Source organism: Hyphomonas sp. GM-8P (genome assembly GCF_003263315.1).
In the GTDB taxonomy this organism is placed as follows: Bacteria; Pseudomonadota; Alphaproteobacteria; order Caulobacterales; family Hyphomonadaceae; genus Hyphomonas.
On sequence record NZ_AWFE01000063.1, the window covers coordinates 1 to 12,017 of the forward strand.

General features: G+C 60.4%; 12 protein-coding genes. 1 reads left to right on the plus strand and 11 read right to left on the minus strand.

The window, feature by feature from the left end:
• The 4 genes from HY26_RS19200 to HY26_RS07605 all read right to left on the minus strand — a co-directional run.
• A partial coding sequence (locus tag HY26_RS19200) for a hypothetical protein (protein ID WP_233351564.1) occupies nt 1–242 on the minus strand: 242 nt, incomplete at its 3' end.
• A 122-nt stretch (nt 243–364) separates the two neighbouring features.
• Nucleotides 365–1,369 (minus strand): amidohydrolase, encoded by a 1,005-nt coding sequence (locus tag HY26_RS07595; protein WP_112073289.1) that lies wholly within the window; start codon nt 1,367–1,369, stop codon nt 365–367.
• A gap of 99 nt (nt 1,370–1,468) precedes the next feature.
• Complete coding sequence (locus HY26_RS07600) at nt 1,469–2,353, minus strand: division plane positioning ATPase MipZ (RefSeq protein WP_051600135.1); 885 nt, start codon at nt 2,351–2,353, stop codon at nt 1,469–1,471.
• Nucleotides 2,354–2,401: 48 nt separating this feature from the next.
• Nucleotides 2,402–2,857 carry a hypothetical protein gene (locus HY26_RS07605; protein WP_112073290.1) on the minus strand — a complete coding sequence of 152 codons (456 nt, stop codon included), beginning with the start codon at nt 2,855–2,857 and terminating at the stop codon, nt 2,402–2,404.
• 67 nt (nt 2,858–2,924) lie between these two features.
• Here HY26_RS07605 and panC point away from each other — a divergent pair, with 67 nt between their 5' ends.
• On the plus strand, nt 2,925–3,803 hold the full coding sequence (gene panC, locus HY26_RS07610) for a pantoate--beta-alanine ligase (protein ID WP_112073321.1): 879 nt from the start codon (nt 2,925–2,927) through the stop codon (nt 3,801–3,803).
• Here the strand turns inward: panC and hisC are convergent.
• The 7 genes from hisC to HY26_RS07645 form a co-directional block, all read right to left on the minus strand.
• The gene (hisC, locus tag HY26_RS07615) at nt 3,787–4,878 is read right to left on the minus strand and encodes a histidinol-phosphate transaminase (protein WP_051600134.1); all 1,092 of its coding nucleotides are present in this window, start codon (nt 4,876–4,878) and stop codon (nt 3,787–3,789) included. The two genes, panC and hisC, sit on opposite strands and share 17 nt — an antisense overlap.
• 50 nt (nt 4,879–4,928) lie before the next feature.
• Nucleotides 4,929–5,954 (minus strand): LacI family DNA-binding transcriptional regulator, encoded by a 1,026-nt coding sequence (locus tag HY26_RS07620; protein WP_034767790.1) that lies wholly within the window; start codon nt 5,952–5,954, stop codon nt 4,929–4,931.
• 132 nt (nt 5,955–6,086) lie between these two features.
• Nucleotides 6,087–6,467, minus strand: coding sequence for a hypothetical protein (locus HY26_RS07625; RefSeq protein ID WP_034767788.1), 381 nt, complete (start codon nt 6,465–6,467; stop codon nt 6,087–6,089).
• A gap of 98 nt (nt 6,468–6,565) precedes the next feature.
• Nucleotides 6,566–7,579, minus strand: a complete 1,014-nt coding sequence (locus HY26_RS07630) for a DUF3137 domain-containing protein (protein ID WP_034767785.1) — start codon at nt 7,577–7,579, stop codon at nt 6,566–6,568.
• A gap of 62 nt (nt 7,580–7,641) precedes the next feature.
• Nucleotides 7,642–8,178: a GNAT family N-acetyltransferase gene (locus tag HY26_RS07635; RefSeq protein ID WP_112073291.1), complete on the minus strand. Its 537-nt coding sequence runs from the start codon at nt 8,176–8,178 to the stop codon at nt 7,642–7,644.
• 21 nt (nt 8,179–8,199) lie between these two features.
• A complete protein-coding gene (locus HY26_RS07640; RefSeq protein ID WP_065382938.1) occupies nt 8,200–9,204 on the minus strand; it encodes an isoaspartyl peptidase/L-asparaginase family protein in 1,005 nt (334 codons plus the stop codon).
• 43 nt (nt 9,205–9,247) lie between these two features.
• The gene (locus tag HY26_RS07645) at nt 9,248–11,968 is read right to left on the minus strand and encodes a valine--tRNA ligase (RefSeq protein WP_112073292.1); all 2,721 of its coding nucleotides are present in this window, start codon (nt 11,966–11,968) and stop codon (nt 9,248–9,250) included.
• Nucleotides 11,969–12,017: the final 49 nt, after the last annotated feature.

Below are 12,017 nucleotides of genomic sequence, written 5' to 3' on the forward strand. Positions count from 1 at the left end.
TTGCCCGCTGGCACATGCGCACCGGGCGGGATGCGCTGATGCCGGTCGATTGTTTTGGCAATATCGAGCTTACCTATGTGTTCGATGCCCCGCCGCCCGATACTCTCTACACATATGAAGCCCCGCGCCTTGCGGCATGGGAACATCCTGCCCTTCGCAGCGATGGGCCCACCTGCGTGTGCGCTTGTTCCGGCATAGTCCGTCATGATCCGGATAAGTCCGGCTTGGTCATCCATAGTCATGGCTTAGTCCGGCATGATCATTGGTTGCGCGTGCGTGGTCCGCCCTGGCCGAGTCCTCTTCCGAATTCAGTTTCCCACACCGGATGGCAGCCGCCATGCCGGGCAAACGTGCTGGGCGGAGCCTACGCCTCGACTGAATAGACCTTACGGGCCGTGCCTGCGAACATCGCCGCCTTCGCCTCCTCCGGATATTTCGCCGCGATCTTCTTCATGGCGTTCCAGTAGACAACATAGTTCAGCGACCAGCGGTCGACCGGGAAGTTGCTCTCGAACATGCAGCGCTCCGGACCGAAACATTTGATCATGTGATCGTACCAGCGCTCATGCTGCACCACGACCTCATCCGAGGTCGGAGGAATGTCGCGCTTGTCCCAGCCGAAGCCATTGTCCGGCATGGCGAGGCCACCGATTTTGGCATGGACGTTCGGGCATTCGGCAATTGCCGCCATATCGTCTTTCCAGGTCTCAAAGATTTCGTCCCGCTTGCCTTCAAAAGGCCCCACGCCAATCGGCGTGCCGAAATGGTCGAGGATCATCGTCGTGTCGGGGCAGGCCTTGGCAAGATCCAGATAGTCCCGGTTCTGGTGGTGGTAGTGCCAGGTGTCATAGGTGAAACCGCGCTCCCCCAGATGCTGCACACCACGCCGGAAATCCGCCTGGGCATAAAGGCGCGGCGGTGCATGACCGGGAATCCGGAGCGTCGCCCCGCTCGCATCACGCGAGCCCGCATGGCGAATACCGCGGAACAGGCCTTTCGAAGCCTCGACATGGCCGTCCAGGACTTCATCCAGCTGCTCCAGTGGCAAACGCAGATCAGCATGCGCCACGAGCGCGGCAATGTAAGGCCCGCCCTTCGCTTTCATCTCGGCCGCAGAGTCAGTCACAAAGACGGTCTCACCAATCGGTTTCAGATAATCCGGCCCATCCTTTCGATAGGCCGCGCCGCATTCCATGAAGACGGTCTGAACCACATTATGGCCACTGGTCAGATCAGCCAGAAGATCCGGCACCTGGTAGCCCATATCCTTGCTTGGCCAGAGATGGTGGTGCGGATCGACGATCTCACGTTCCGGCTCAAGGACATCTTCCCGAACCTGCCAGACCCAATCGGTATTGTTGAAAACCATGTGCCGTCCTCCCGTTATCTTTTGGGAGACAGAGTGACGCCGAAAAACAAAGAAGGCCAGCACCCGGCTGGCCTCACCTCGCGTCAGTTGGGCGCTGGATCAGAAAGTGATTTCCGCGCCGGTCAGTTCCGGCAGCTGCAGGATGATGATCAGGTCGCGCATCTCCTGACGGGCCGCAACGTGGCTCATCGTGAAGGAGACATTGGAGCCTTTTTCCGTCAGGTCCAGCAGGGTCAGGCCGGCCGGGAACAGCTCGCGGTAGATGACACGCTCGGAGAGGCCCGGCGCGAGGCGGAAGCCGATCCGTTTGGAAAGATTATCGAGCGCTTCGCCGACGCGTTCCTTGTTCCGCGCGGCGAGTGGCGACATGCGGTTACGCATCACGATCCAGTCGATCGGTCGGCGCGACGTCTGAGCTTTCTTCTTCCGGCAGGACCAGACCATTTCGGAATAGAAGCTCGGCCGGATCACTTCCAGCGTCTGCGGGTTCACATCACCCAGAAGGTCGAAGTCCACGAAACTGTCGTTCAGCGGCGTTATCAGCGTATCGGCGTGCATGTGCGCCGACCGGGACAGGAAGGTGTCACCGCCGGGCGAGTCGATGATGATGAAATCGCAGGTCTTCTTCAGGCGCTGGAGACTGGAGACCAGCCGGTGCGTTTCTTCCGCTTCGGCCCGGTCGAGGTCCCGCTCTGTCGACGCATCCACGCGCACGATTTCCGGCATCGGGAGACGCGAGCCGGTAGACTGCATCCAGCGCAGGCGGTTTTCGAGATAACGGGTTAGCGACCGTTGGCGCACATCAAGGTCGATCACGCCGACGGCCTTGCCCATCCGCATCAGGGATACACAAAGGTGCATCGAGACCGTCGACTTGCCGGCCCCGCCCTTCTCGTTGCCTACGACAATGACGCGGGCATCCTTCTGGGGGACCGACAGGTCCGGGCCACCCACGAGTGCGGTAGGCGCGAATCCATCAGGCATGTCAGAAAGCTCCAGGTTCAGTCAGTCAGGTTAAATCAGCGAAAGGGCTCAGGCGACACGTGGCATGTCTTGCGAGTCGCTCCAAGCCGTACGGCGTGTGGGCATCTCGTCGAACAGATCATCATCGTCTGCCAGGATTCCGAACTGCGCAGGCATCGGCTCGCCGTCGAACAGAAGGTCGTCGGACATGATCGGGCCGAAGGCCGCTTCTGCAGGAAGCTCCTCGGTTTGCGGGGCGTGCATGGCGATCTGCGTCAGCAGGGAGCGCAGGCCGGACAGGGCGCCGGAGACACGAGCCGTTTCGCGGGCATACAGCGTTGCCGACTCCGTGACGGGGTTTCCGTCGCGGTCGAACATCCATTCGTCGATGTCCATCTCCGGGTTGAAGTGCCGCGTACGCGGCTCCGGAGCGCCCTCGTCGGGAAGACGCGACTCGCTGGCGGACATGCGGAACGCCGCCGTCAGCACGAAGGATTTCAGGGAAGAAAGGATGCGCTGTGTCATGGCTTTAAAATTCCTCCGAACAGGTTAACAACGCGTTTACACAATCCGGAGCCGGGACGAATTGAAAGTGAATTCGAAGACAGGTCACCTTACCCCCACTGTCCGTGCGAGACGCGAGCTACTGCAACAGGTTACGGCCTGGAAGCAGGCTGGTGAGCGGGTGGGTTTTGTCCCCACAATGGGCGCACTGCACGGCGGACATTTGTCACTCATTGAAAAAGCGAGGGAAAAAGCCACGCGAATCGTCGCGAGCATTTTCGTGAACCCGACTCAGTTTGCTCCGGGCGAGGACTTCGACACCTATCCGAGGGACGAAAACGCCGACCTGGCAAAGCTCGCTTCGGTGGGCTGCGATCTTGCCTACCTGCCAACCGTGGAAGAGATGTATCCCGAAGGCTCCGTCACGAATGTACGGGTTGAGGAGATGTCCGACCTGCTGGATGGAATCTACAGGCCGCATTTCTTCTACGGCGTCTCCACGGTCGTCGCGCGCCTGTTTCTTCACGTGCAGCCGGACGTCGCCGTGTTCGGCGAAAAGGATTACCAGCAGCTGCAAATCATCCGCCGCATGGTGCGGGACCTCGGCTTTCCCATTGAAATCATTGGGGCTTCGACCGCGCGGGATGCCGATGGCCTCGCCCAGTCATCCCGGAATCTTTACCTGAAACCCGAGGAACGCCGGAACGCTGGCGCCATGCAGGCGGCGCTTCACCGGGCATCCGTCAGGCTGGCAACGGGCGAATCGGCTTCGGTCGCACTCAACGAGGCGCGGGATCTGCTGGCCCGGTCTGGTTTTGGCAAAATCGACTACGTGTCGCTGGTCGAACCGGACACACTGCAGGATCTGCCGGATACGCCCCTGCCCGCTGGATCTGTCGCCCGGTTGCTCGGCGCTGCCTGGATGGGCCGCACGCGCCTGATCGACAATATCAGCGTGACGCGGTGAAGTTTTCGAGCAAGCCGAGCACGGTCTCATTGTCCTCCGCAGACCCGATCGAGATCCGAAGCCGGCTTGGCATGCCATAACCGCCAACAGCCCTGACCAGAACATTGTTCTGCTTCAGGAATTCATTTGCGGCCGCCGCCCGTTCTCCAGATCCGAAATCCGGAATGACGAAGTTGGCGCACGCTTCGGGCGTCGGCAGGCCCATTGCATTCAGCCGCTCGATACAGATCGCACGCCATTCGGAATTGTGCTGGCGGCTTTTCTCGATGAATTCGAAATCGCCGATACTGGCAATCCCCGCAGCCACGGCGAACGCGTTGATATTGAACGGCGGACGGATCCTCTGGAACGTCTCGGCAATCTCCGCCGGGAAATATCCCCAGCCAAGACGCAATGCAGCCAGGCCATAGATCTTGGAGAAGGTCCGGATCATCACCGTATTGCTGCGCCGGTCGACCAGGTCACGGATCTCGGCTTCGTATTCCTCACCGACATATTCGGCATAAGCGCCATCGATTACGAACAAGACATGCGGCGGCAGCGCGTCCTGAAGACACGCCAGTTCCTCGACCTGCATCATCGTGCCAGTCGGATTGTTCGGATTGGCCAGGAACAGGATGCGCGTCCGCTCGGTCACGCCGCCCAGAAGCGCATTGAAGCCTGCCGTGAAGTCTGTCTCCGGAACCGTGACTGGCGTCGCACCGTGACCCAGCGCGGAGACCTGATACATGGAGAAGGCATGTTCCGTGAACAGAATTTCGTCGCCGGGGCCAGCATAGGCCTGCGTCAACAGGTGGATGATCTCATCCGATCCGGCTGACACCGCGACGCGGGAGACATCCTTGATACCCTTGGCGTCGGCAATCGCCTGGCGAAGCGCGCCGTAATCGGGATCCGGATAGACATGAACCTGGCGGGCGACGTCCTGCATCGCTTCGATTGCCTTCGGGCTAGGGCCGAATGGATTCTCGTTCGACGCCAGCATGACGACACGGTCTTTCGTCCCGTGCAGCTTGCCGCCGGGCACATAAGGCCTGGTCTTTTCGATATGCGGAAGGGGGCGGATACTGGTCATGCAGGCGACTTACAACAGGGCCGGAAGGCTGGAAACAGAAATTGCGTCACTCACTTACGAGGCGGCGCCGTCGATGCCCGCGGTACCATTCGATAATCCAGCAATTGGCGTTGTGGTATCTCACTAGGCGCTGCGATCTCTTCCAAGAGAAGACCGACAGCCTCGAAGGCCTGCTCCCGGCTTGGCTGGTAAATCGTGGTCAGGGAGGGACTGATCGTCGAGGCCAGCGGCGTATCGTCAAACCCCGCAACCGAAAGATCTCGAGGGATCTCAATCCGCCGGCGGTAACCGGCCGCGATCACTCCGGCGGCCATGTCGTCATTGGACGCAAAGATCGCTGTTGGCTGCTCCGGCAGATCCAGCAACCGATCCGCTGCTGCGGTGCCGGAATCGAACGTGAAATCCCCTTCCGTCACCAGATCCGGATCGAAAGGAATCCCAGCTTCCTCCAGCGCATCCTTATAGCCTTCGAAGCGAAGCCCTGTCTGGTCGTGCGCCGGTGCCCCGCGAATGAAGCCGATCCGGCGGTGACCAAGACCGATCAGATATTGCGTCATATCACAGGCCGCAGCCCGGTCGTCGATTGCCACATCGCGGCCAGGTTCAACCGACGCAGATGGCGCGATCCGGACGAAAGGCACGCCGTGATCTCGCAATTGTTGGATCAGGTCCGGGTTGTCGGAAAGCGGCGGCGTCAGGATCGCACCCGCCAACCTGTTTCCGGACTGCAAGGCCAGAACCCCACCAGAGGGCGCAGAACAATCCTCGGTAATCAGGCTGTAGCCCTCCGACTGACACCGCTGGAGCGCGCCCAGATGCACATCCCCGATATAGTTTCGGGAGGGGTTTGCATGGAGCAGACAGATGATCCGGCTTTGCCGCGTGCGAAGATTCCGGGCATTGTGATTGGTGTGGTAGTCCAGCGTCTTCACCGCGCTCATGACGCGTTCCCGGGTCTGGTCGCGCACATTGCTTTCGCCGTTCAGCACGCGGCTGACCGTCTTGAAGGAGACACCCGCCTCCCGGGCCACATCTATGATTGTCGCTGGCCGGGCGCCAGCTTGTCTACGGGGCATGTTTTGCTTTTGGCAATTCTGGTTTTGAACTGCTGACAGGATTAAGCACGAAACCCATCCTGTCCAATGGGCATTCCCCTGTCAGCAAGTCAGATTTCCCGTGCCACGCAAACTTTTCACAGAGACGGACGATCAGCCTTCGGTCGCGCAGGTCTGATTGTAGGCTTCGAAGTCGGCGTTCAGGGCCTTCACCGCTTCCTGAAGTCCAAGCTCCATGCGCAGCAGGTCCGCTTTCGCCGCTTCATAGTCTGCTTTTGCTGCATCAGCGGTCTTCGCATGTTTCTTCGATGCATTGCGCATGACTTCCACGTCGTCCCAGGCTTCACCTTTCGTCTCCACGACTTCTGCCTGTGCGTCGCGCGCGTCTTTCAGCTTCGCGATTTCTTCCTGCTTCGGCTTGAACGTGGCCGACATCGCCTGGCACCGGGCAAGTTCCTTGGCCGATGACGCCGCATCCGCCGCAGCAACGGGCGCAGCAAGAGCAAAAATGACAGCAATCATCAGTCGGTTCATGGAAAGTCCTCTCTCACCAATTGCCTGCACCATGACCTTTGTCATCTGAAGCCTTACTGAACGTTACTGCCCTGAAATTGCCCAGATTGCTGGCGCGATCATGCCTCTGGCGATCGCTGTTCATCTCTGCGGCGGCGGTTCTTGTTGGTGACATCGATGATGTGGAACACCGCCGCAAAGTCCTCCAGCAGCTCCCGCAACCGGTTCGGACTGTCCAGTGGCGTAAACATGCTGCCTGGCTCAAACAGATTGCCGCCCTGCAGCGTGATGTAGAGTTCTCCGCCATAGAAGCAGCATTTCAGTTTCCCGCCATGGAATGCCTTTTCGAGGTTCACCAGCTCCTGCATCAGGTCTGGTGTCAGCAGATAGCGGGATTCCACCTGATCTGTCGTGTAGACCTCAAAGATCTTTTCGAATTCCGGGTCCTCCAGCGACGCGCGCTGCATGCCCTTGCCGCCGCCGAACCTGTTGAAGAAGCCCGCGTCCCGGGTGACCAGCGTCCGGCCGTAGAACGTCTTGTCGAAATGGAAGCGCAGGCACTGGCCTTTGAAGACGGTGACCCATCGCGTCGTGGTCCGGCCCTTGGAATCGGTCGACCGGCGTTTTTCTTCCAGATGCGCCTCGAAGAGTTCAAACTCGACATTGTCGCGCGTCCCCGTCAGCCGGTCTTCATAACTCGCGCGGTCCCAACTGGGCACGATGCCGACTTTGTTGTGCTCATAAATTGACGCGACCTCGCCCGGCTCGGGTTGGAAAGCGAGACCCAGCTGGCGCACCACTGGCTGGACGAGCAGCTCCTTGGCCTCATTGCTGAAACGCTTGAGATCCTGTCCTCCCCACGTCACCAGACCGAACCCGATCAGCACGCCCAGGAAAGGACCAAACACGGATTTGAAACCGATAAATCCGACCAGAGCGATCGCGAGACCGAGTGCGATACCGATATAGCGATACTTTCGTGCCTTGCTGACGGCCTGTTCGCGGTCATGCTCGCGCGCCTGCAGCGCGGGCCGGATTTCATTCTGGTATATCCCGGCAAAGTCGGCGAACTCATCCCGCAGACCATCCATGGCCTCCAGGATCGCCGGATCGATCTCAGGCTTCTCTGTCATGCAATTGTCCCGCAAAATTGAACGCGCCACTTAAAACCGGTTCGGCTGCCCCGCCAAGGCGCTCAGAGTTTCAGCCGCAGAAGGAATTCAAGATCGCGGTGCTCACCCACCGGGAACAGGAATTCCGCCACCTTCTCCCAGCCGAGACGGGCATAGAGACGCTGGGCATCGAGATTGTCAGAATAGACGCTGAGATACATTTCCGGTGCGTTCCGGCTGCGCGCCCAGGCAAGCGCTTCATCGATGAAGCCTGAACCGATGCCCCGGCCCTGCAACGAGTTATCGACATAGACCCGCTTGAGCTCCAGGGCGCCTGGCTGAGGCTCCGGCGCCGGCAGGCTGAGCGGACTGCAAAGCAGGTAGGCCTTCATCACCCCATCGTCGGTTTCGCAGACCCGGACCAGCACATCCGGATCAGCGATCCAGTCCCGGTAGAGATCCGGATTGTGCGATTCTTCCAGAAACGCGGCCAGGTCGCCCGGATTATAGAGATGGCCAAACTTGTCCGTGAACGTCTTGCGCGCAAGCGCCGTCAGCGCGGCGACGTCGTCCACCACCGCGTCGCGAACTGTCAGGCTCTGCGAAGTGTCAGATGCCATGGAAGACCTCCGGAACTGCACTTACTCGTCTGCTTCGTCGCCATAGATCGCAACCCAGGATTCGTCAGCGTCGATCCATCCGCGATACATGCCTTCGCTGTTGAAGACGAAATCGACATCACCCTGGCCATCCACCAGCACGACACCGCCATCTCCTCCGAGGGCAGCTACCTCATCCAGCGCGACCTGCGCTGCCTCGCCGACACTTTCTCCGGCCAGCTTCACCCGGTCGCAGATCGTCTTGGCGACACCGACACGGATGAAATATTCGCCATGCCCTGTCGCGGAGACGCCGCAGACACCATTCTCGGCATAAGTCGCGGCGCCGATCAGCGGCGAGTCGCCGACACGTCCGGCAGTTTTGGCCGTCATGCCGCCGGTTGTCGTCGCAGCAGCAATGTTGCCATCCGCGTCGATGGCAACGGCGCCAACCGTACCATGCTTGTCGGCCGCAGTACGGGACATCGTCTCCAGTACGCGTTCCAGCGATTTGCGGCGCCGCTCGGTGTCGAAATAAGTGTTCGGAACCGTTTCCAGCCCCTGCGCTTCAGCAAACGCATCGGCGCCGGGGCCGGCGAACATCACATGTTCGGAATTGTCCATGACGGCCCGCGCTGCGAGGATCGGATTCTTCACAATCGTCACACCCGCCACGGCACCGGCATTGCGCGTGCTGCCTTCCATGATGGAGGCATCCAGCTCGTGCGTACCGGCAGCGGTGAAGACCGCGCCCTTGCCCGCATTGAAGATCTCGTTGTTCTCCATCGGGATAACTGCCGCCTGCGCCGCGTCGAGTGCGCTGCCGCCATTGCGCAGGACTTCGGCCCCTGCTTCCAGCGCTTCCTGCAGGCCTGCCTTGTAAAGCGCTTCCTGCTCCGGCGTCATGGAACCGCGCGTGATAACGCCAGCCCCGCCATGAATCGCGAGACGCCATTGTGGCGCTTCCGGCGGCTCAGCGTTCACAGGCGAAACCTGGCAGCCCGCGAGGAAAATCGCGGCTGCCGCGAGAAGCGGCCGAAAAATCATGGGAAAGCCTCCTGTCCATCTGACAGCAGGTTGGACCTGAAGGTCAGAGACCTTCAAGCCCCTTTCGTGCCGCAGCCAGCTTTTCGCGCCGCGCTGCCCAATCGACGAGACGTTGGCGGTTCTCTTCCACGATCTCTTCCGGCGCGCGGGCAACGAAATTCTCGTTGGAAAGCTTCTTCTCGGTGGACGTGATGTCCTTCTCTATCTGGCCGAGTTCCTTGTCGAGCCGTTTGCGGGCTTCGGCGATGTCCACGAAGTCGGCAATCTGAAGCGCAGCGACGGTCTCGCCGAACACGGCAGTCACGGCGCCTTCCGGCGTCGCATCGGTGAAAGCGATGTCTTCGAGGCGCGCAAGACGTTTGAGGACATCTTCATGCCGCATGGCGCGGTCTTCGATCTCCGCCCCCGCCTTGACCAGCGCGAGTGGGATCTTTGCCCCAGCCGGCACGCCGAGATCATTACGCAGCGAGCGCAGCTCCGTTATCAGGCCGATGACCCAGTCCACTTCCTCTGCGGCCGCATCATCATGGAAGCCGGTGAACGCCGGCCACTGCTGCCCCATCAGGAAGCCCTGGTCGGCGACGCGGCCCGGCGCGCGGCGATCCCACAGCTCTTCCGTCACGAACGGCATGAACGGGTGCAGCAGCTTCAGCGTCTCGTCGAGCACATAGCCGCAAACCATACGCGTTTCGGATTTGGCGGCATCATCCATTCCGCCGAGCAGCGGCTTGATCAGTTCGAGATACCAGTCGCAGAACGTGTTCCAGACAAAGCGGTAGATCGCGCCTGCACCATCGTCGAAGCGGTAGTCCTCGATGCCTTTGCCGACGTCCGCCACACACTGGGTAAGTTCGCCGAGGATCCAGCGATTCACCGGGCTCTGGATTTCGTTGAAGTCGATCTCCCCCGGGGCGCCACACTCATTCATCTCGGCGAAACGAGCGGCGTTCCAGAGCTTCGTCGAGAAGTTCCGGTTCCCTTCGACCGCCTGCTTGGAAAGGCGGATGTTACGGCCCTGTCCGGCCATGCGGCCCATGGTGAAGCGCAACGCGTCGGCGCCATACTCGTCGACCAGTTCCAGCGGATCCATGACGTTCCCTTTGGACTTCGACATCTTCTGCCCTTTCTCGTCGAGGACGAGGGCATGGATATAGACGTCCTTGAACGGAACTTGGCCCATGAATTCGAGGCTCATCATCATCATCCGGGCGACCCAGAAGAAGATGATGTCGAAGGCCGTAACGAGCGTTGCCGTCGGGAAGAAGGTTTTGAGATCGTCCGTCTGGTCCGGCCAGCCCTGCGTTGAGAACGGCCAGAGGGCTGAGGAGAACCAGGTGTCGAGGACGTCTTCTTCCTGTTTCAAATCGACGCCCGCGCCAGCCATGGCTTGCGCTTCCTCGGCGGACGCGGCGACGAAGATTTCGCCTTCTTCGGAGTACCAGGCCGGAATCCGGTGCCCCCACCAGAGCTGACGGGAGACGCACCAGGGCTGGATGTTTTCCATCCAGTTGTAATAGGTCTTCTCCCAGTTCTCCGGCACGAACTTCGTCTTGCCGTCGCGCACAGCCGCAATGGCGGGCTGCGCCAGCGTCTTGGCGTCGACATACCACTGGTCCGTCATCCACGGCTCGATGACGACATTGGAGCGGTCGCCGAAAGGCTGCTCGATCTTAAGGTTCTCGATTTCCTGCAGCAGGCCGGCGGCTTCGAAATCCTCGACGACTTTCTTGCGGGCATCGAACCTGTCGAGCCCGCGATAGGCTGCCGGAATGCCCGCCGCATCAGCTTCGTCTCCGTCAACGATTGCAGCGACTGCTGTCAGTATGTTCAGCGGCGTGTGGCCGGCACGCTTGCCGACTTCGAAGTCATTGAAGTCATGCGCCGGGGTGATCTTCACCGCGCCGGAGCCTTTTTCCGGGTTGGCATATTCGTCCGCAACAATCGGCACACGGCGGCCGACAATCGGCAGCTCCACGAACTTGCCGACGAGGCCGGCATAGCGCTGATCATCAGGGTGCACTGCAACGCCGGTATCGCCCAGCATGGTTTCCGGACGCGAAGTGGCGACAACGATATAGTCGCGCGTCTCGGTGCCGGTGACGTTGCCGTCCTCGTCCTTGACCGGGTGCTCGTATGTGACACCATCTGCCAACGGATAGCGCAGGTGCCAGTAATGACCGTTCACTTCGCGCTGATCGACTTCGAGGTCCGAGATCGCCGTCTGGAAGTGCGGATCCCAGTTCACGAGCCGCTTGTCGCGATAGATCAGGCCCTTGTTGTAGAGATCGACAAAGACCTTGGTGACTGCCTTCGAGAGCCCTTCATCCATGGTGAAGCGCTCACGGCTCCAGTCGCAGGAGGCGCCGAGGCGTTTCAGCTGGTTCACGATGGCCCCGCCGGATTCGGCTTTCCAGGCCCAGACCCGGTTGACGAAGGCTTCGCGGCCCATTTCGCGGCGGCTCATATTGCCTTCCTGCGCGAGTTGGCGCTCGACCACCATCTGTGTGGCGATGCCCGCATGGTCTGTGCCCGGCTGCCAGAGGACGTTCTTGCCCCGCATGCGCTCGAACCGGATCAGGATGTCCTGAAGTGTGTTGTTCAGCGCGTGACCCATGTGAAGCACGCCGGTCACGTTTGGCGGTGGAATGACGATGGAATAGGCCTGCGCAGATGTGTCACCGGAGGGTTTGAAGCAGCCTTTGTTCTCCCACGCCTCATACAGGCGGGGTTCGGCTTCAGCGGGGTCAAATCTTTGGTCGAGCATCGTTTCGGGCGTATTCCAGATAAAAGAAAAAGGCGCGCCGGTGGCGGCG

Bases quoted from the DNA above. Each gene is read 5' to 3' on its own strand.
- hisC (WP_051600134.1), bottom strand. From the start codon at position 4,878: ATGACCAGTATCCGCCCCCTTCCGCATATCGAAAAGACCAGGCCTTAT.
- HY26_RS07625 (WP_034767788.1), bottom strand. From the start codon at position 6,467: ATGAACCGACTGATGATTGCTGTCATTTTTGCTCTTGCTGCGCCCGTT.
- HY26_RS07640 (WP_065382938.1), bottom strand. From the start codon at position 9,204: ATGATTTTTCGGCCGCTTCTCGCGGCAGCCGCGATTTTCCTCGCGGGC.
- HY26_RS07620 (WP_034767790.1), bottom strand. From the start codon at position 5,954: ATGCCCCGTAGACAAGCTGGCGCCCGGCCAGCGACAATCATAGATGTG.
- HY26_RS07600 (WP_051600135.1), bottom strand. From the start codon at position 2,353: ATGCCTGATGGATTCGCGCCTACCGCACTCGTGGGTGGCCCGGACCTG.
- HY26_RS07645 (WP_112073292.1), bottom strand. From the start codon at position 11,968: ATGCTCGACCAAAGATTTGACCCCGCTGAAGCCGAACCCCGCCTGTAT.
- HY26_RS07635 (WP_112073291.1), bottom strand. From the start codon at position 8,178: ATGGCATCTGACACTTCGCAGAGCCTGACAGTTCGCGACGCGGTGGTG.
- HY26_RS07605 (WP_112073290.1), bottom strand. From the start codon at position 2,857: ATGACACAGCGCATCCTTTCTTCCCTGAAATCCTTCGTGCTGACGGCG.
- HY26_RS07630 (WP_034767785.1), bottom strand. From the start codon at position 7,579: ATGACAGAGAAGCCTGAGATCGATCCGGCGATCCTGGAGGCCATGGAT.
- HY26_RS07595 (WP_112073289.1), bottom strand. From the start codon at position 1,369: ATGGTTTTCAACAATACCGATTGGGTCTGGCAGGTTCGGGAAGATGTC.